This window comes from Butyrivibrio proteoclasticus, from assembly GCF_900115735.1.
Taxonomy (GTDB): Bacteria; Bacillota; Clostridia; order Lachnospirales; family Lachnospiraceae; genus Butyrivibrio; species Butyrivibrio proteoclasticus_B.
The window spans coordinates 1-20,533 of sequence record NZ_FOXO01000041.1 but is presented as its reverse complement, the minus strand read 5'-3'; the positions used below and the strand labels follow the sequence as shown (position 1 = coordinate 20,533).

Genomic DNA, 20,533 nt, shown 5'->3' with positions numbered 1-20,533 from the left:
TAACGAATGTTAGCATTATCAAGAAAAAAGAATGAAGCAATCATCATTAACAATAATATCGAGATTACAGTTCTGGATATAAGAGGTGACCAGATAAAACTTGGAATCTCCGCTCCAAAGGAAATCCCTATCTACAGAAAAGAAGTTTATATCCAGATTCAGAATGAAAATAAAGAAGCAACGGATGTTGCCGGAATTGAAGCGCTTAAGAAACTGTTGTGATAAAAGTGAATTGTAATCCCGCTCTCTACATGCAAATGAGAGTGGGAAATTTTTTTGTATGCTGTTGCCAATTCGGCTATACTAATATAAAGATTGATAAGTTTGGATAAGGCAAAAGAAAAGGGAAAAAATTGACAACAGGGAGATAATGGAGGATGCCTATTACTTACTGCATAATGCATGGTGAAAACATAATTGCTACCATGGATAAAAATGGAAAGGCAAAGGTTGTTGAGCCTCAGTTTATGCCATATGATCTGTGGTTTGATGAAGATGATGATATTGATACCTATGTAAACAATATCACCAACTTTAATTATTGGTGCGCAAATAGGGTACTTACTCTTGATCGCCAATATGCCAAAGAAATATTAAATAGTATAGGGGCTTCACAGGGGAAAACTGATAGAGATAGAGCTCAAATAGCACTTACATATCATTGTCTCACGCTTACTGATATATATTGGGTAAAAAAAGACGAAGAAGATGTAAGCTTTTCTGACATAAATTTATATGATAATCATCTTAGCAATGCGTTTGTGGATATTTCTTTACGCGGTAAAGCCATGACAGTAGAGAATTCTTACCTTATAGCAGACAATATCTCAACCAGTGGAGTTTTTCCAAAAGCATGGTTAAGAAAAGATGATGGTTTTTATCTTTTAAAAGACGGTTCAGTTGATAACGTCAAAAATGAAGTTTTGGCAAGTAAAATCTGTAATTGTTTTAATTGTAATCAGGTAACCTATTCACTTGATGAATTTGATGGAGAAATAGTTTCTTCCTGCAAAATTATCACAGATTTGTCAAGTAGTATTGTAACACGTGCTGCTTTCGATATATATGCGGCTAATCATGAAGTTGATCCAATAGAAGAAATAATAAAGATTGATGCTAATGGCTATTATATGATGAATATTTTGGATTATCTGATTGGCAATATTGACAGGCATTGGGAGAATTGGGGCTTTTTGGTAGATAATAATACCGGAAGTATAATTAGATTGCATGATCTTATGGATTTCAATCAATCATTTAAATCCTATGACAATATTGACGGAGCATTGTGCCAAACCACTTTGCCAAGGCACATATCACAAAAACAGGCAGCGCTTGAGGCTGTTGAAAAGATAGGGTTAAATCAGATCAAAGAGATAGATTATGATTGGTTTGGTGATAGAGTTGAAATAAAAGATATGTTTAAGAATAGGCTAAGAACCCTTAAAATATAGAGAATTATGTTAATAATAGAACGTTTATGTAGCTTTAAATGATTATTGCGCGGAGTGCACATATGCGAATTCTTTATTATGATTGGGACGAATTTAATGGCGAGGATTGCAGGGATGCAATGAGAAGGCTTGGACATCAGGTTGACGTGTTTAAGCTTGATATGAAAGGGTTTGAACTCACACCGCAGATAGATGAGAAGATAAGAGAGCTTGTTTTGGGAAAAAATATAATGAATGCAGGTGATAATGGAAATGATGAGGACGAATCAGATTTTCACAGTTATCATCTTCAATATGATTTGCTGTTTAGCTTTGATTTTTTTCCAAATATTTCAGAGGCATGTCAGAAATATAATATGCCATATATCAGCTGGGTGTTTGACTGCCCACATTACACTCTGGATTCACATTTGACCAATAATAGCGTCAACAGAATATTTGTGTTTGATAAGCTTCTTTATAAAAGACTTTTGGATAAAGGCGTTAATACTGTCAAATATTCACCGCTTGGAGTTAATGATGTGAGGCTATCAGAACTATGTAAAAAACTTGATGGTGAAACAGATGGTAATATGGTCTATGAACATGACGTATGTTTTTTGGGAAATCTTTATGACAATGAATATAATTTTTACGATCAGGTGAATTATCTTCCTCCGGAACTTAAGGGATATACAGACGCAGTTATCAAGGCACAGGAGAGAGTTTTTGGACAGGATTTTTTTACAGAAGAATCGATTTATCCATATGCTAAGATAATAGAACTTCAGAAATATATTAAATTTGAGCAGTCAGGTAAGTATGAAATTGATTATGATGGAGTAATGCTTGATATTTTACGAAAAAAAGTCACAGTCAATGAACGCCATAATATCCTTGCGGAAATGGGGAAAAGATTTGATACAGTTCTTTATACAATGCCGGGAACAGCGCCGATAGAAGGTGTGTGTAATCTTGGAGTAGCTTCATATCTAGAGAAGATGCCAAAGGTATTTCATAGAAGCAAGGTAAATCTTAATATTACTTTAAGATCTATTTTATCCGGAATTCCGCTACGAGTTCTTGATATTTTGGCGGCAGGTGGTTTTCTAATAACAAATTATCAGGCGGAGATTGCTCAGTATTTTACAGATGGAGAGGAACTTGTAATGGCGTTTACACCTGAAGATATGATTCAAAAAACTGCGTATTATCTTGAACATGAAGATGAGAGAAAAGAGATAGCCATAAACGGACAGAAGAAAGTTTTTAAAGAGTTTGCATATACGAGGTTGCTGCCAGAGGTATTGGAAGCAATTTACTGATGCAATAAGTTAACTTAGTGTAAATCCTAAAATTTTTATTAATTTTGGGATTTTTTTTATCTAAACTATAAAGATATTTCTATGTAAACCGATATAGAGGTTAAGAAATGCTATAAACCCGATTATTTAAAGAAGAACATGGATGTTCGGAGGTATAAATTATGGGAATGGAAGCAATTAACGGCTTTGGTCCGCTGGTGCAGCAGACTCAGCCACAGGTAAAAGCGCAAGCTCAGGAGAAAAGTCAGGCTCAGTCTGAGATTGTTAATTTTGATGCTCAGGGTGGCAAGCCGGATATTGAACTCAAAGTAGAAGCTGCTGAAAATTCATCAGGTTCTAATAATAATTCACAGAGCAAAACACAAACCCAGACATTCAGCGACTTTCAAGAAAAAATTGAAGCTAGCGCAGAACAGATTCAGGCTGACAACGAGAAAATAAAAAAGACAATTTCTGAAATGGCAAAAAATGTCAGATCCAACGCTGAAGCGGTATTTGGAATCCATGACAAGACAAACAGGGTAACCATTAAAATGGTAGACAAAGATACTAAGAAAGTCATAAAGGAGTTCCCGCCTGAAGAAACTCTGGACATGATTGCCAAAGTATGGGAAATTGCAGGAATTATGGTAGACGAAAAGAGGTAATTTACACGAATGGAAATGGATTTCCATGTAGTATGCTCACGGATTGAGAAAGGAGAGTGCTTATGCCTATAAGAATTACGGGAATGAATTCAGGACTGGATACTGAAAGTATTATTACAGCTCTGACACAGTCAAAGCAAACTAAATTAGACAATTTCAAAGGAGATCAGAAGAAACTCACCTGGAAGCAGGATAAGTGGAAAGCATTAAATAAGAAAGTAACTACTTTCTATAATGGGGCGCTTAGTAACATGAGGTTTTCTGCAGCTTACACTAAGAAAACAACAACTGCTTCAAATTCAAATGCAGTAACGGTTGTTACCGGTGAAAGCGCAATGGATTCCACTCAGACTCTGAATATTACAAAACTTGCAAAAGCCGGATATCTGACAGGGCAGGAGGTTAAGGTTGGATCTTCTTACGCTAAAAAAGATGCTACAGCAAGTGAACTTGGACTTGCTGCAGGTGATAAGATCAAGTTTTCAATTGGCGGCAATTCTAGTGACGTTTTATCTGTAACTGTTGAAGCTGATGACTCAATTGAAAGTATTACAAATAAGTTAAAGGATGCTACGTCGTCCCTTACAGGAACTAAGCTTAACTTTAATTATGATGAGAATAACGGGAGATTCTTTGTATCTTCAAAGACTACCGGTGAGGCTGCTTCATTTGATCTTTTGTCTGATACTGAATCCAGTAATGCCATGACGAAACTTGGACTTACCAAGAAAGCAGATGGCTCCAACTATATAGCAGGAACAAGTGCAGAGATTGTGTTAAATGGTGAAACATTTAAGTCGAATACCAATACCTTTGATATAAATGGACTTACAATTACTGCCAATGAAGTAGCATCCGGAATTACACTCACTACTAAGCAGGATACTAGTGGAATTTACGATAATATAAAGAAAATGCTGAAAGAGTACAATGACTTGATGAAAGAATTTGCTACTCTTTATAACGCAGACAAAGCAACTAAATATAAAATGCTCACTGATGACCAAAAGGACGCAATGTCCGATAAGGAAGTTGAAGAGTGGGAGAATAAGATTAAGGATGGTCTATTAAGTAAAGACGAAACAATTGGAAATATCAGAACAGCAATGCGTGAGATGATGAACTCATCTTTTGACATAAAACTCAAAGATGGAACAACAAAGAGTCTTTCTCTTGCAAATTTTGGTATATCCACAGGAAGCTATTTCTCAACAGAGGAAAATGAAAGGGATATGCTCCATATTGACGGAGATGAAGATGATTCAGCTTCAGCAGGTAACACAGATATTTTACGTGCTATGATTTCTTCGGACCCCGATGCTGTACAGGATTTCTTCTCAGAACTTTCAAAAGGCTTGTACAGTAAACTTTCAGATCTCATGAAAGGTACTGAGTATAGAAGTTCTTTTACCATTTACGAAGATAAATTGATGGCATCTCAGTACAGTGCATATAATACCAAGATATCCAACGCTCAGAAAGCACTTGAAGCAGCACAGGATAAGCTGTATAAAAAGTTTTCCAAGATGGAAACGGCTTTATCTAAGATCAATTCTTCAAGTGGCTCACTCTCAAGCTACTTTGGCGGTGGGAGCAATTAATACATAAGGTTGGAAAAAAGAATCAGAGAGGGAAAACTTATGCCAGTATTTACACCTAAGCAGAATTCATATGCTCAGTACAAAAATAATAAGGTCATGGCTGCGTCAGGCCCGGAACTTACACTAATGCTTTATGATGGAGCAATAAAATTCCTTAACATTGCTGATTATGCAATAGAAAAAAATGATATTTCAAAGGCTCATGAGAATATTATTAAGACAGAAAAAATAATAGAATATCTCAGAAACACGCTGGATATGAAGTATCCTGTCGCACAGGATTTCGAGAATATGTATTCGTATATTGCCAGGAGGCTTGTTGAAGCCAATATAGGTAAAGACAGAGAAATCATATCTGAAATCAACAGGCATATGCATGCTATACGTGATAACTGGATTGAAGTTATGAAAGCAAATAATGTGTATGTAAAAGAAGCTTAAACAGCAACGGAAAAAGGGGGATAATAATGGTACCTGCATGTCTTGATATGCTAGAAGAAAGTCTTGTAAAGAAAATCGAAGTCATGAAGAACATTGAAGAGGAGAATGAGAAGCAGAAAACGCTTCTTAAAAATCCCAACGAAGTTGATGTAGAAGCATTTGACAAGATTTTGGATGACAAGGGCGAGTTGATTGATCGGCTCCTTAAACTGGATGATGGTTTCCAATCTCTTTTTGACAGAGTAAAAGATGAAGTTGGTGATAATAAGGAAAAATACAAAGACCAGATAAAGCGTATGCAAGAGTATATTCAGGAAATAACAGGCATGAGTGCATCAATTGAAGCCGCTGAACATAGAAACAAAAAGTTAGCTGAAGAATATTTCAGTTCTGCAAGAGAAAAAATGAATTTCTCAAGACAAACTTCTGCAGCAGCATTCAATTATTATCAGACAATGAATAATTACAGAGATGTACCTCCTCAATTTATGGACAACAAAAATTAAGAGTTTAACGGGTTTCCGCCATATATCGGCGAGAAATCCGTTTTTCGTTATATGAAAAATATAAGGAGCAAAAAAATTTCAAATTTATCAAAAAAAATAAAAAATTATTTCAAAAAGGGGTTAAGTCAGTACATTAGCTGCCGATAATAATAGTGAAAATCAAAAAACAAGCAGCCATGGAAGGGACTCCGCAATGCTGCACAAAAAATAACGATGGAAAGGCAGCAGGGAGGCGGGCCCCGTTCATGGAGGATTGAATATGGTAGTACAACACAACATTACAGCGATGAATGCAAACAGACAGCTTGGAATCACAACCGATGTACAGGCAAAGTCCAGTGAGAAACTCTCATCAGGTTATCGAATCAACAGAGCAGCAGATGATGCAGCCGGACTTGCGATTTCTGAAAAGATGAGACGCCAGGTAAGAGGTCTTACACAGGCTTCTGACAATGCTCAGGATGGTATCTCTGCAGTGCAGACAGCAGAAGGTGCTCTTAACGAAGTACATGATATGCTTCAGCGTATGAATGAACTTGCTGTTAAGGCTGCCAATGATACTCTTACAACTCAGGACAGATCCTACATACAGCAGGAAATTGTACAGTTATCCGATGAAATCACAAGAACAGCCGCTTCAACAGAATTTAACAATCAGCATCTTCTTGATGGCTCTTTCACAAATAAGAATCTTCAGGTTGGTTCAGAGTCTGATTCTCAGAACCAGATCAATATATGTATTGCAAGACTTAGTGCTACAAGTATCGGTGTTGGTGCTGTTATTACAGCAACTGCAACAGATACTGTTCCGGGATCAGGTGATAATCAGATTAACGTAATGTCTCATAGTAATGCTAAAGGTTCAATTGAATGTATCAAAAATGCACTTATGTCAATTTCTAAGCAGAGATCAGACCTTGGTGCTATTCAGAACAGACTTGAGCATACAATCAAGAACTTGGATAATGTAGTAGAAAATACACAGGCAGCTGAATCACAGATTCGTGATACAGATATGGCTGATGAGATGGTTAGATATTCCAATAACAATATCCTTGCACAGGCTGGTCAGTCAATGCTTGCTCAGGCAAATCAGACCAATCAGGGTGTTCTTTCACTTCTCCAGTAATAATATGAATAAATTAAAACTACTATTGGCTTCGACCTGGTGTCGGAGCCTTATTTAATTCTTAAAAAAAGTTTATATAATTTTTTTTAAATTCACCCTAAAGTTTTTAGAATTATGGGCGATAATATAAGTGTAATAAAAAAATAGAAATGATTTTAGGCCAGCACTGAAATTATTTCTAAACAAGTAAACGAGCAGCAAGGAAGTTGCCGTACAAATTCAAGGAGGAATTAAATATGGTAGTACAACACAACATTAACGCAATGAATGCAAACAGACAGCTTGGAATCACAACAGGTATTCAGGCAAAGTCAAGTGAGAAGTTATCATCCGGTTACAAGGTTAACAGAGCAGCAGATGATGCAGCAGGCCTTGCAATTTCCGAAAAGATGAGACGTCAGGTAAGAGGTCTTACACAGGCTTCTGCTAACGCTCAGGATGGTATTTCTGCAGTACAGACAGCTGAAGGTGCTCTTAATGAAGTACATGATATGCTTCAGAGAATGAACGAGCTTGCAACAAAGGCTGCAAACGATACTTTGACATCAAAGGATCGTTCTTATATCCAGTCTGAGCTTAATGCTCTTTCAACAGAGATCACACGTACAGCTGAAGCTACAGAGTTTAATAACCAGAAGCTTCTTGACGGAACTTTCACAAACAAAAACCTTCAGGTTGGTTCAGAGACAGAGTCAAGAAACCAGATCAATATTTGCATCAAGAGCATGACTGCTACAAAGATCGGTGTTGCTACAGGAAATATCAAAGTTAGCACTCATGATCAAGCTAAAGCTACTATGACAAAGATTAAGACAGCTCTTGAGTCAATTTCAACACAGAGATCTGACCTTGGTGCTATCCAGAACAGACTTGAGCACACAATCAAGAACCTTGATAACGTTGTTGAGAACACACAGGCAGCTGAATCTGCTATCCGTGATACAGATATGGCTACAGAGATGGTTAAATTCTCTAACAATAACATCCTTGCACAGGCTGGACAGTCAATGCTGGCACAGGCTAATCAGTCAAATCAGGGTGTTCTTTCACTTCTTGGTTAATTGTCATAATTTAATAGTTTTGAAATGTCTGTTTAAAACATTGCAAGCTACCAAAAGGGCTCCGGTTATCCGGAGCTCTTTTTTTTGCACATTGTAGCAAATTAGTAAGTGCTATATTACGGTTAATAATATATAATTAATTGTGATATAGTTATACATGAATTCAAGTTTATTGCTTTGAGGATCGGTAATGGACAAGGTCAGTGTAATAATTCCCTGCTACAATGTTGAAAAATATATAGACAGAACATTAGAATCTATTTTTTGGCAAGAAATTGATATGAATTTTCTTGAAGTTATTTGTGTTGATGATGCATCAACGGATAATACTTTTGAAAAGCTCAAAGCATGGGAAAAAAAGTTTAGTGATCAACTGGGAGTTATAAGATTAAGTTCCAATGGCAGACAGGGAATGGCAAGAAATATAGGACTGGATTATTCTACAGGGAAATACATAGCGTTTATAGACGCTGACGACTGGCTTGAAAAGGACTATATCAAGATATTGCATGATATTGCAATACGTGGAGATTATGATGTTGTGCAATGCGAGTTCATAAGAGATTCGTCTGAGAATCTTGAATTTGTAAATAGTGGTAGTTTGAGTGAAGAAAAAACTAATGAAGAAGAAATGATTATTCGTGATAATGAAGACAGAAAAAAAGTATTCCATAGCAAAATAATAAATAACTATGCCCATTGCAAACTAATAAAAAAAGAACTTCTTGTTAATAACAAGATATATTTTACAGAAGGATTGGCATACGAGGATTCATATTGGGGCGTTCTTCTTAATATGTATGTTAAGAAAGCTTGTATTACAAAGAAAAAGCTATATCACTATTATGTAAATACCAATTCTACCGGGCTTTCAAAAAATGAAATGTATCACCTGGATTTACTTACAAATCAGGTGCTTTTATGGAATGAATTAAAAAAACGGAGATTTATGGAACTTTTTAAAGATGAGATAGAGGTTGAATATGTATATTCCTGTGTGCTGATTTTTTGGAAAATGCTCTCACTTCGTTACGATGCGCCTCCGTACTCGTATTATAGGATGCTTTGTGCTGTCGTGCAGGAGCATATACCTGATATTATGAAGAATCCTTATATTGAAAAGGGCGAGCTAAGTGAGGAATATATGCTGATATTGCAGAGCTGTCTTAATGAAATGAATAAAGCTGATTTTCAAGTGTTTGCTAAAAGTGTAAAGCTTATCATGAGTAAATAAGTGATTGGTTGTATATAAAAAGGGATTGAATGTGAATATATTAGTATATGATCTTTTTGGATCATTTCAAATCAATGACCTGATGTTTTTTCTGAAAAAGATGGGACATAAATGTAAGTACATACAATACCTTCTTGATGATAAATATGAAAATAAATCATTTGAAGAAGCTATGACCCATGAACTTGAAAATAATGACTTTGATGTAGTTTTTACAACAAATTATTATCCAATAGTATCGAGAATATGCCATGAGAAAGACGTTTATTATATTTCATGGACGTATGACAGTCCTCCCGAAATAATTTCTTCTGAAACGCTTGAATATAGTACTAACAGAATGTTCTTTTTTAGTAAATATGATTATCAAGCCATAAAAGATGACTATGGGATTGAAAATTCATATTATCTTCCTCTAGCAGTAAATACCGAGCGTTTGGACAAGATTAAATCCGAAAAAAAATATGAATCTGATGTAGCACTGGTTGGAGGATTGTACAATTCGGACTCTTTTCTTGGGCTTAGATCCATTATGTCAAAAGAACAACAGATTTATATAGATGCGGTAATCGCTGTACAGATGAAATATACAGGAAGCTCTGTAATAGATGCGGCACTGAGCAATGAATTTACAGATGGGGTTTGTGCTTATTACAGATCCCAGTCCAAATATGCGATTCAGCCCAATAAACAACAGCTCTTTTATGCCATTTGTTCTCATATTACTCATATGGAAAGAGTGGCTCTTCTTAGATTAAGTGCAGGTGAAGGCTACCGTACACGCCTTTATCTGTCACAGCTATCTGATCAGAACAGGGAATTATTAGAAAAACATAAGGTAGATCTTTGTGAAGGTGTAGGGTATGAAGAAGAGATGCCTGCTGTTTTTAAATCTACAAAAATAAATCTGAATCCTACTTTGCGTGCGAATAGAACTGGGATACCGCTGCGAGTAGTGGATGTTTTGGGATGCGGAGGATTTCTTCTTACAACCCATCAATCAGAAATAGATGATTTTTTTGATGACGGCGAAATAGCATATTATGAAAATGTTGAAGATGCTATGGGAAAGATGGATTTTTATTTAAAACATGAAGATGAAAGGCTAAAAATCGCAAAAGCAGGTTATGAAAGAGTAAGAAAAGATTTTACATTCCCTGATAGAATAGAAAAAATGCTCTCAGTCATTAGTGATTGAGAGCACTTTCAATTATTATAGTTTAGGTTGGAGCGATAAAACCATCGATCAGTACAGTGCCGTTAGAATTATATTCACCCATAGCACCGCTTTCCAAAACTGAAATATAAAACTGTTCGAAGGTCAGTTTTTTACGATATCGTGGATTTTTGTACAACTCATTGAGTTGTGGCTCTGTTTCCTGGTACCTTTCGAAAGTGGCGGCATCATAGGTATCAGCCATTCAATATTTTTATGAGATTTTTATAAAAATAGACACGCAATAATGCACATTAATTATTATAATATAAATAACAGAAAGTGCACAAGGTTGAAGTTTGTCTGAAAATGAGTGGAGGCGTAAAAACTGATTCGATTATTTCAGGAGATTAGTGATGATTGATATATTGGTAGTTATAACTCCAAAAGATTTTGAAAGATTGCTTCCATTGTATCCAAGGTTAATGGATAATCTGGATTTTGGCAATTTACTGTTTGTAGGTGCAGAAGGGATAGAGAAAACTATAAATAGTTCTTCAGACGCACTTAAAAGGGTAGGATATTTAAATGAGAATTCACTTCTTGCGTTTGATGATGTTCATCAGTTAATGAAGCAAAAGCTTACGAATATACTGGCAGGAAGAGAACTTCCACGAGGAATTACCGGGTGGTATTATCAACAGTTCTTAAAGATGCAATATTCCTTATCTTGTGAAAATGAGTATTACATGGTTTGGGATGGGGATACTATTCCCTGTAAAAAAGTAAAAATGTTTAATGATGAGACAGGTAAGCCCTATTTTGATCTTAAACATGAATATCATCCGGAGTACTTTGAAACAATGGGAGTTATACTTCCGGGGTTTAATAAGGTTATCGGACAGTCTTTTATTTCAGAACATATGCTTATAAAAACGGAGTATATGAGAGAGTTAATTGCTGATATTGAGAGCAATTCAGAAATAATAGGTGAAAAGTTCTGGGAAAAAATAATCAATGCTATTCCAGAGGATAAGATTCAGGATTCGTCGTTTAGTGAGTTTGAGACATACGGAACTTTTGTGGCATTGAAACATTCCAGTGCATATAAACTTAGGGAGTGGCATTCATTTCGACAGGCGGGGAATTTCTTTTCTGTTGAAACGATAACGGATAGAGATTTTAATTGGCTTTCAAAAGATTTTGATGCCATTTCTTTTGAAAAAGGGCATACGGTAAGAGAAGATAACAAAAACCTTTTTGATAATCCATATTACCAGGATAAACTGACTCCGAAGCAGATGCTTCAGGCAGCTCAGTTAGAGTACAAAGATGGATACAAAGAAGTGTGGGGAGAAGAGAATCTTGAAGCTAATTATATTTCCGGTTCCTATAATGCAGGGGATGATATAACGCTTGAGGACAGATTAAAGTATTTAAATAAAGAAACATATAAAGACTATGAAAAGCTAGGTGATTTGCTTATTTCAAAAAATAGTAATCAGGCTTTTTTATGCTATGAAAATGCAGAATATCTGTGTGATGACAGCGAAGAAAAAAACAGAATATCAAAAAAGAAGGAAAATCTTTTACATAACGGGAATATTTCAGTAAATAAGGCGGCGATAATAGTTCTCTCTTACAATAATACGTATGTTCTTCAAAGATGTATTGAGAGTATTTTAAATAATTGCAATCCCGATAGCTATACATTGATAGTTTTTGATAATGGATCCAAGGACGGGACGGAAAAGTGGCTGGCTAAATGGGGAGAAATGCAGGATGAGGCGATAGTTGTTTTAAATGATGAGAATCTTGGGTTTTCTGGTGGAAACAATGCGGCATGTCAGTATGTTCCGGATGGGCATGACCCGTTTTTCCTTAATAACGATACAAGAGTTCCTGCAAATGCGCTGTTTTGGATGAGAATGGCTCTTTATGAAGCTGATGATATTGGCGGCGTTGGAGCTATTCAAAATTATGCGGACGCGGACAAAAATGCAGATGTCTCTTTTGACAGACCGGAGCTCTATGTTGAGTATGGAGCCAAAAATAATGTGCCAATGGATAACTCATGCGAGGAACAAAGTAAGATTTGTGGATTTGCCATGCTCCTTAGAAAAAGGGCATATGAACTCACGGGTGGCTTTGATGAGAATTTTAATCCCGGTTACGTGGAGGATGATGATCTAAGCCTCAATGTTAGGTCACATGGCTATAGACTTATGGTATGTCATAATGCCTTTATTTATCATGTTGGAAGTCAGAGCTTTGCAAGAAGAGACGACCAACATGAGCTGTTTACTAAACATAGAGAGTTGATAGTAAAGAAATGGGGATTCGACAGTACCATATATGCAGCTATGAGTCCTAATGAATATAGCTTTATAAAAAGACTGGCCGAAAAAGGGTACGCGAAGGAAAGTAAATTCTCAGTGGTTCATATCGGATGTGGATGTGGAAACATGTTGGGACATATTCATTTTTTGTATCCAAATGCGATTTTAGCTGGTGTGGAAGAAAATGAGATTGTTAGAAGGTATGCTATATCATGTATTGATGTATATGGAAAAATTGATGAACTACCTATGGATCTTGAAAAGTATGATGTAATTGCGGAGGGACTTGGCTGACAAAACATCAGGAAGATAAGTATTGTCAAGTGATAGTTTATCTGGCAAGCGTGTGATAATGAAAAAAGGAAGGTAGCTTATTATGGATTGGGAAGATTTTATAAAATATATTGATGAAAAATATAAAGTTGGGGAGCAGTTATACAATGCACTTAAGGAAAAACGTCCCAATGATACTGATATTATTATTTCACCTATGCAGTTAGGGGATACAGTTTGGTTTTCTGCATATGCAGAGGCTTATAAACAAAAGAATAATTGCAGAGTTTTATATGTGGTAAAAAAATCTCAAGAGAGCATTCCGGGCAAATATGAAGCAGTGGATATGGTTCTGGGAATAGAAAATGTTGAGATGGAAGCTCTTTGCTTATATATAGTAAGAAATGAACTGTGGAATAGTAATCATATAATATACGGAAACCATCCCGGTTTCATTGTTTTAAAAAATGATGGATACGCGATCTCCATGGGGATTGACAAATATGAGAATATAGAAGCAGAGCGTTGTTCAATACTTGGGCTTGAAGGGAAAGTTATGCCTTCAATGATGCGGAAAACATATAAATATGATGCAGAAATGCAGAATAGATATGAAAATTCAGTTTTGTTACTCCCTGCAGCTAATACATTTAAAACAATTGATACAGATTTTTGGACAAGATTAGCTAAATATCTAAAAAATGAAAAGGGTTATAAAGTTTACACAAATTATAACGGGCTTGATTGTGAGATGATGATTCCCGAAACGGAGCCTTTATCAAGTACACTTGATGAACTCCAGAGAATGTCAAAATATATTGATCTGTTCATTGGGCTACGAAGTGGAATTTGTGATTATCTTGCGGCGTGCGGAGCCAATCTGGCTGTGATTTATACACAGGACTATGAAGTTGTTGATGGGGAATTTAAGTTTTGGTCAAGCATACAACATCTTGGAATTGGTGAGTTTACAGAAATTGCATATGAACAGGAAAATGAAGAAAAAATCATCAATAGACTCGGAGATTTATTATCAGCGTGATTGATTATATACAAAGAACTTTATTAATATTCTATCAATGATTAGATAATGTTTGGAAGGACGGATGTATATGTTGGATTATATAATTGTTCAGGCAGGTGGAAAAGGCTCAAGAATGCAGGTGCTGACAAGAAATAAGCCTAAGGCACTGGTTCCTGTTAAGAATCTTCCGATGATCTTTCATTTATTTAAAAAATTTCCCGATAAAAAATACATTATTATAGGTGATTATAAATATGATGTCTTGGAAAAGTACCTAAAGGCATTTGCTGAAGTTGATTACACTATGGTATGTGGTAGTGGACATACCGGGACATGCGCTGGACTGAGCGAAGCTTTGGACTATATCCCGGATAATGAGCGCTTTATGCTGATTTGGTGTGACCTTGTTTTGTCTGATGAATACGAAATCCCGGAAAATGATAAGAATGTTGTTGGAATATCCAAGGACTTTTCTTGCAGATGGAAATATGAAAATGGACAATTTACAGAAGAAAGAAGTGATGTCCATGGAGTAGCGGGACATTTTATTTTCCGTGATAAGAAAGTCTTATCTGATGTTCCGTCTGATGGTGAGTTTGTAAGGTATCTTAGTGAAAAAAATATTGATTTTGAAGAACAGCCATTATTAAAAACCAAGGAGTACGGATTATACAGCGAGTGGAGTAAACAATCAAAGCTTAAATGCAGACCATTTAATCAGGTTACTGTTGAGGGGGATAAAGTTGTAAAAACAGGCATAGACGAACAGGGAAAGAAACTGGCTGATAAGGAAATAGCCTGGTATAAGAAGCTAAAAGGCAAGAGTTACAATGCTATTCCTTATATATATTCTTATGACCCACTTACAATGGAACTTATTGATGGAAAATGTATCTATGAGTATAACTATCTGCCTAATGAACAGAAGAGATATGCCCTTGAGAATATCATAAATAGTCTTCGAGAAATTCATCAGATGGAATCTGTTCCATATGATGAGAAAAGTTACAGAAAAGCTTATCTTGATAAGACTTATGACAGACTTTCAAAGGTTAGAGATCTTGTGCCTTTCGCAAATGATGAGACTGTAACGATAAATGGAAAGGTATGCCGAAATATCTTTTACCATCAGGAAGAAGTTGAAAGACTTGTAATGCAGTATGCTCCCAGGGAATATGTGCTGATTCATGGAGATTGCACGTTTAGTAACACTATGCTTCGCCATGATATAGAACCGGTTTTCATTGATCCGAGAGGTTACTTTGGAAGCACAAAGTTTTATGGTGATGTTGCTTATGATTGGGTTAAACTCTATTACAGCTTATTTAGTAACTACGATCAGTTTAATTTAAAGCGATTTAGTCTGGACATCCGTGAAAAAGATGTTTTATTAGAGATTGGATCAAATAGCTGGGAAAATATGGAAGAGTACTTCTTTGAACTTCTCGAAGGGGAAGTGACAAGAAGACAGATGAAGATTTTACTTGCTATTATATGGCTTAGCCTGACTACATATGCCTGGGAAGATTATGATTCCATATGTGGTGCTTTTTATAATGGCCTTTATTATCTTGAAGATGCACTTGGAATGGAAAGTGCCTACAGCTATTTTGATAAAAATGTCAAAATACTTAATGATTCTCTTAGCGGAATATCTATGAGCTATATGGATAAGCTTATTACAGACTGTGAAAAAGCACTTAAGTCAGGACACAAGATAATTGCTTCGGGACTTGGTAAAAATGTACCTATCTGTGAGAAATTTGAGGGAACAATGGTTTCTCTTGGAATGGAAGCTCAGTTCCTTCACACTAATACGGCTGTTCATGGCGATATGGGAATGATAAGGCCGGGAGATGTACTTATTGTGCTTACGAAGAGTGGCAGTACTACGGAATCAGTTTATCTTGTTGACCTTATTCGCAAGAGAGAGGGCGTTGTATTATGGCTTATGTGTTGCAACGAAAAAGGGACTCTTGTAGATACAATAGAGAATCGCATCATTATTCCACTTGAGCATGAAGGCGATCTGTGGAATGTTATTCCGAATAATTCAACGACACTATTTTTGATAGTACTGCAGACACTTGCTATACAGCTGGCCAAAAGAATGAATGTAACCTTGGATGTATTTAAAGAAAACCATCCCGGTGGAGCGATAGGAGCAAAGTTACAACATGGAGCAGATTATACTCTCTAAATTAGGGCACACATGGATACTTGATCTTGATGGGACGATAGTTAAGCATAACGGCTATAAAGATGATGGGCATGATACTTTTCTGCCCGGGGCTTTAGAATTTCTTAGAAATATCTCAGATGAAGATATGATTGTTTTTATTACCTCAAGAAAGCTGGAATATCAGAATCTAACCGAATCATTTTTGCAAGAGAATGGAGTAAGGTATGATCATATTATTTTTGAGGCACCTTATGGAGAAAGAATCCTTCTAAATGATGACAAACCAAGTGGACTAAAAATGGGAAAAGCTGTGAATTTGCAAAGGGATTCTTTTCCGCAGATGGATATAGTTGTGGACGAAGAACTATAAATTGTGGTTGAGTTTTTTATTTATTGCTTAAGAGCGAGGATACGTTCATTCTTTTTTTCATAGTTTACCCCTCTGCTTTTTATCGATTATATTTATTATAATATATAGTGAACCATATTTCGATAAGATTGATGGTTATTGTTACTTTTACGAATATTTGATCATGGAAGTAATAAATATGGCTAACACTTTTGAAGAGGAACAGGGATGAAAATATTTTTTCTTGATTGGAAAAGTATAGGAAATGAAGACATAGTTGATGCTATTGATAATCTTAACAAAAGTGGATATAGCATTGATATTTTTATGCATCCTTTTGACAATCATATTGATGATGGTGATAAAGAGTATGAAACGACTCTTGAGGATGCTATAAAAAAGCAAGATCCTGATATTGTTTTTTCTTTTAACTATTTTCCGCTGGTTTCAATAGTGTGTAATAGAATTGGGATAACGTATGTTGCATGGGTTTATGACAATCCTTGCGTCAGACTATATTCATATACTCTTATCAATAGCTGTAACTATGTATTTGTATTTGACAGCCAAATGTATGAAGTGTTTGCTTCTCAAGGCATTAAAAATGTTTACTATCTTCCAATGGCAGCAGCAGTTCATAGATATGATGGGCTGAAAATCACACCTGAAAAGCAAAAGAGATACTCTTCGAGGATTTCTTTTGTTGGCAGTTTGTACTGTGAAGATCATACCTATTTTGATGATATTGCGGATAAACTTTCAGATTATTCAAAGGGGTATCTGGATGGTCTTATGAAATCGCAGATGCAGATTGATGGCCTGAATATTATTGAAAAGTCGATACCACCTGTTGTCATGCAGGATATGGTCAATGCTCTTGGAATTAAACCAAGCAGTGACAGTGTTGCGACTTATGAATACCTGTATTCGAATTATGTAATAAATCGAAAAATAACATCTATTGAGAGAACCGAGATTTTAACGCAGATTGGAGAAAAATTTGGCATTGATCTTTATACAAAAGATAAGTCTTTTTCTCCTAAGGGAGTAAATAATCATGGTGAAACAGATTACTACTTTGGGATGCCATATGTTTTCAAGTGTTCTGATATTAATCTAAATATCACACTTCGGAGCATACAAAGGGGAATTCCATTAAGGATTATGGATATATTAGGATGTGGGGGATTTCTTTTGACTAATTATCAGGAGGACTTGTTTAACTTTTTTGTGCCAGGGGAAGAATTTGTCTATTACGAGAGTAGAGATGATTTAATGAAAAAAATAGGATACTACTTGGAACATGATGATGAAAGACGTGAAATAGCTCAAAAAGGTTATGAAAAAGTATGTGCAGAACATACCTATGAGCAGAGGCTTATGGAAATACTAGATATTGTTACGCCGTAATCAAACTGTGCAGACACTTTAAGTGAGATTGACAAGGATCTGAGAGGGAAAATAATGAAAAAAATAAGTGTAATAGTTGGAGCATATAATGCTCATTCGACATTGGTAAGATGTCTTACTAGCCTTATCAACCAAACTTTAGAAGATATTGAGATAATCGTTGTTAATGATGCTTCAAAAGATGATACTTGGGAAATAATGAAGCGTTGTGAAGAACAATTTCCGGATAAAGTTAAGATAGTAAATAACGAGGTTAATCTTGGGTGTGGTGGTGCCAGAAATATTGGGCTTAATTTTGTTGAGGGCGAGTATATAGGATTTTGTGATAGTGATGATTATATTGCTTCAAATATGTATGAGCTATTATATGAAAAAGCTAAAGAAAAAGATGCAGATATAGTTGATTGCGGTTTTTTTGCAGAAGCTGCCGGGGCATCCTCAATATCAACACCGGAGTCGGCAGAGGGGGAACTAGATGCTGAGAAAAGAAAAACGCTTATTTTATTAGGAGGCTATTTGGTAACTAAGTTGTTTAAAAGAGAGCTCTTTTTTGATCCCCCGATAAAAATGAGAAATTATGTAAGAACGCTTTCAGACAATGATATCCTAAAATATATGTGCTTGCGTGCTAGGAACATATGGGCTGTGAGACAGGTACTATATTATTATAGTGATGCTCCCGGGTCAGATACCAAAATAGTTGATCTTGACAGGTATTATGGGAGTATCTATGGAGTTATCGATGGAACCTATAAATTGTGTCATAAGCTTCCTGATTATGAGAGCTGTAAAGAAGTAATCGAATATGCTCAAGTTAACTGGTATTCATATGGGATAAACAGATGTCTGTATGATCAGATTGCAAAATATGGAGCTGATGAAAAAAATATTAATTTGTTTTTTGAGAACGTAGGCGAAAAGGAAAAAGGAATGTTAGAAAAACTCGCCAAACTCAAAAACAGAGTCGTAACTTGCTCGTATAGAGAAAATGATGAGATAATGAGCAAGATAGCAGAACTTGATATAAAGATAATGGAAGAATGTGATAAGAGGTATGGATAAAGTACTGCTATAGTAATAGGCTATTGATTACTTTTGATATTTTCTTTGCACCATCAAGAGTAAGGTGATCCTGATCCATAAAATCACATGTATTCATAATATGTTCGTCATTAAAATCTATAAAATTAATTTCGAAAGGCATTTCATCTAGTATTCCATAAATCATTTTTTTATACTCAGAATTAATGAAAACTGCATATTCCTGAGAGAAAGGCATGATTATAACATGTATTTTTATATTACATTGTGTAAGAATTTTACAAATTTTATAAAATAGGGCGACATTCTCTTTTAGTGTTTCAATATGATGTATATGTTTGTTTTGAATGATAGCTCTGTTTTTAGCAAATTGTAATCTCTCTTCGTCTGTGATATTTTTCCAACCACCTTTAGCAACGACTGCATTGTCAAGAGTGTCCCTTACTATTTTGTTATTGAAATAGTAAGGATTTTCTTTAAAAAACGCGTGATATCCTTTAATGAAGTCAGGGTCTGACAAATTATTTATAGATATTCTTTTTTCAATATTTTCCACATATAAGTTATGCGTGGTTTTAAAAAGTGGATAATAAACATTTACGCACCTATCCTTAAACATGGTTTTTGATAAATCATAGTGGAAACTATAATATCCAAAAGCAAATAAACAATTTTTTATGATATGATTATTATCATTTTTTAGAATATTAACGATATGATGAGTATCATAAAATACATCTTGTGAATGCATGCAAAAGCTAAGGGTTGGTCTATCAAAACAAGAACATTCTATTCCGTCAAGTCCATAGCTCAATCCTGTGATTATATTTTCGGCAGGGATAATTTTGGAGTTAAAAAGCCAGTGCATACTTTCAAGATAACAATAGTCATAGTTATATAGAAAAAATTCATTGTCTAAAATGCTGATATCCAAAGAGAAGCGCTCCTTTTAATTGTGACATCTTAAATCGTCCTATGATTAAATATTATACACATTATAATATAAAGTGTATACATTGACGAAAAAGGAGATAAGATGAATATTCTTGTGCGGCGGAGCCGCCTATCCGGTGTGGCGTGAGCCACGTGTCCGGACAAGCGTGAGCCACCTTTATTTGTACCTTTACAATTACATACGGTCAGTTTCTGATAAACCATAAACCTCTCGCATGGAAAGATCCTTGGATGGATCTATTGGAACGATGTTGATGACGTATCCGTCATGTACGATACGATCTAGTATAGCATCTGCCAGAGGGGAATCATCTCCTCCGAGCTGTTCATACCAACCCTCTTTTGTATATTGAGAGCAGAAGATGGTGGAGGATCTCTTTCTCCTTCTGTGGAGCAGCTCAAAGATGTCTGTCTGCTCTTCTGGTGTA

The 20,533-nt window shown here is 35.6% G+C and carries 20 protein-coding genes; 17 read left to right on the top strand and 3 right to left on the bottom strand.

Going from position 1 to position 20,533, the window contains the following annotated elements; translation table 11 throughout:
* The first annotated feature begins 6 nt into the window (after positions 1-6).
* The 11 genes from csrA to BM146_RS17215 all read left to right on the top strand — a co-directional run bounded on the left by csrA (position 7) and on the right by BM146_RS17215 (position 10,575).
* Positions 7-222: a carbon storage regulator CsrA gene (gene csrA / locus BM146_RS17265; protein WP_034445585.1), complete on the top strand. Its 216-nt coding sequence runs from the start codon at positions 7-9 to the stop codon at positions 220-222.
* Between the two features lie 155 nt (positions 223-377).
* Positions 378-1,454: a hypothetical protein gene (locus BM146_RS17260; RefSeq protein ID WP_074891734.1), complete on the top strand. Its 1,077-nt coding sequence runs from the start codon at positions 378-380 to the stop codon at positions 1,452-1,454.
* A 62-nt stretch (positions 1,455-1,516) separates the two neighbouring features.
* Complete coding sequence (locus BM146_RS17255; RefSeq protein ID WP_074891732.1) at positions 1,517-2,758, top strand: glycosyltransferase family protein; 1,242 nt, start codon at positions 1,517-1,519, stop codon at positions 2,756-2,758.
* Positions 2,759-2,919: 161 nt separating this feature from the next.
* On the top strand, positions 2,920-3,405 hold the full coding sequence (locus BM146_RS17250) for a flagellar protein FlaG (RefSeq protein ID WP_074891730.1): 486 nt from the start codon (positions 2,920-2,922) through the stop codon (positions 3,403-3,405).
* Between the two features lie 62 nt (positions 3,406-3,467).
* Complete coding sequence (fliD, locus tag BM146_RS17245) at positions 3,468-5,006, top strand: flagellar filament capping protein FliD (RefSeq protein ID WP_074891728.1); 1,539 nt, start codon at positions 3,468-3,470, stop codon at positions 5,004-5,006.
* A gap of 39 nt (positions 5,007-5,045) precedes the next feature.
* Positions 5,046-5,447 (top strand): flagellar export chaperone FliS, encoded by a 402-nt coding sequence (gene fliS / locus BM146_RS17240; protein WP_074891746.1) that lies wholly within the window; start codon positions 5,046-5,048, stop codon positions 5,445-5,447.
* Positions 5,448-5,494: 47 nt separating this feature from the next.
* Positions 5,495-5,953, top strand: coding sequence for a flagellar export chaperone FlgN (gene flgN / locus BM146_RS17235; protein ID WP_207649942.1), 459 nt, complete (start codon positions 5,495-5,497; stop codon positions 5,951-5,953).
* A 259-nt stretch (positions 5,954-6,212) separates the two neighbouring features.
* Positions 6,213-7,082, top strand: coding sequence for a flagellin N-terminal helical domain-containing protein (locus BM146_RS17230; RefSeq protein ID WP_074891724.1), 870 nt, complete (start codon positions 6,213-6,215; stop codon positions 7,080-7,082).
* 236 nt (positions 7,083-7,318) lie between these two features.
* Positions 7,319-8,143, top strand: a complete 825-nt coding sequence (locus BM146_RS17225; RefSeq protein ID WP_074891722.1) for a flagellin N-terminal helical domain-containing protein — start codon at positions 7,319-7,321, stop codon at positions 8,141-8,143.
* 190 nt (positions 8,144-8,333) lie between these two features.
* Positions 8,334-9,377 (top strand): glycosyltransferase family 2 protein, encoded by a 1,044-nt coding sequence (locus BM146_RS17220; protein ID WP_074891720.1) that lies wholly within the window; start codon positions 8,334-8,336, stop codon positions 9,375-9,377.
* Positions 9,378-9,408: 31 nt separating this feature from the next.
* Positions 9,409-10,575 carry a CgeB family protein gene (locus BM146_RS17215; RefSeq protein ID WP_143087532.1) on the top strand — a complete coding sequence of 389 codons (1,167 nt, stop codon included), beginning with the start codon at positions 9,409-9,411 and terminating at the stop codon, positions 10,573-10,575.
* A 22-nt stretch (positions 10,576-10,597) separates the two neighbouring features.
* Here BM146_RS17215 and BM146_RS19685 read toward each other — a convergent pair whose 3' ends face one another.
* Complete coding sequence (locus BM146_RS19685; RefSeq protein ID WP_177201726.1) at positions 10,598-10,798, bottom strand: hypothetical protein; 201 nt, start codon at positions 10,796-10,798, stop codon at positions 10,598-10,600.
* A 151-nt stretch (positions 10,799-10,949) separates the two neighbouring features.
* Here BM146_RS19685 and BM146_RS17210 point away from each other — a divergent pair, with 151 nt between their 5' ends.
* The 6 genes from BM146_RS17210 to BM146_RS17180 all read left to right on the top strand — a co-directional run bounded on the left by BM146_RS17210 (position 10,950) and on the right by BM146_RS17180 (position 19,172).
* Positions 10,950-13,166: a glycosyltransferase family 2 protein gene (locus tag BM146_RS17210; RefSeq protein ID WP_074891715.1), complete on the top strand. Its 2,217-nt coding sequence runs from the start codon at positions 10,950-10,952 to the stop codon at positions 13,164-13,166.
* 82 nt (positions 13,167-13,248) lie between these two features.
* Positions 13,249-14,187: a hypothetical protein gene (locus BM146_RS17205; RefSeq protein WP_074891713.1), complete on the top strand. Its 939-nt coding sequence runs from the start codon at positions 13,249-13,251 to the stop codon at positions 14,185-14,187.
* 70 nt (positions 14,188-14,257) lie between these two features.
* Positions 14,258-16,369, top strand: a complete 2,112-nt coding sequence (locus BM146_RS19050) for an SIS domain-containing protein (RefSeq protein WP_242949433.1) — start codon at positions 14,258-14,260, stop codon at positions 16,367-16,369.
* On the top strand, positions 16,347-16,721 hold the full coding sequence (locus tag BM146_RS17190) for an HAD family hydrolase (protein WP_074891711.1): 375 nt from the start codon (positions 16,347-16,349) through the stop codon (positions 16,719-16,721). The genes BM146_RS19050 and BM146_RS17190 overlap by 23 nt, the downstream gene beginning before the upstream one ends.
* 207 nt (positions 16,722-16,928) lie before the next feature.
* Positions 16,929-18,110, top strand: a complete 1,182-nt coding sequence (locus BM146_RS17185) for a CgeB family protein (protein ID WP_074891709.1) — start codon at positions 16,929-16,931, stop codon at positions 18,108-18,110.
* Between the two features lie 54 nt (positions 18,111-18,164).
* On the top strand, positions 18,165-19,172 hold the full coding sequence (locus BM146_RS17180) for a glycosyltransferase family 2 protein (RefSeq protein WP_074891707.1): 1,008 nt from the start codon (positions 18,165-18,167) through the stop codon (positions 19,170-19,172).
* Positions 19,173-19,179: 7 nt separating this feature from the next.
* Here BM146_RS17180 and BM146_RS17175 read toward each other — a convergent pair whose 3' ends face one another.
* Both BM146_RS17175 and BM146_RS17170 read right to left on the bottom strand, forming a co-directional pair.
* Positions 19,180-20,085, bottom strand: a complete 906-nt coding sequence (locus BM146_RS17175; protein ID WP_074891705.1) for a hypothetical protein — start codon at positions 20,083-20,085, stop codon at positions 19,180-19,182.
* A gap of 195 nt (positions 20,086-20,280) precedes the next feature.
* Positions 20,281-20,533: ATP-binding protein (locus BM146_RS17170; RefSeq protein ID WP_177201725.1), on the bottom strand; the 253-nt coding region annotated here is incomplete at its 5' end.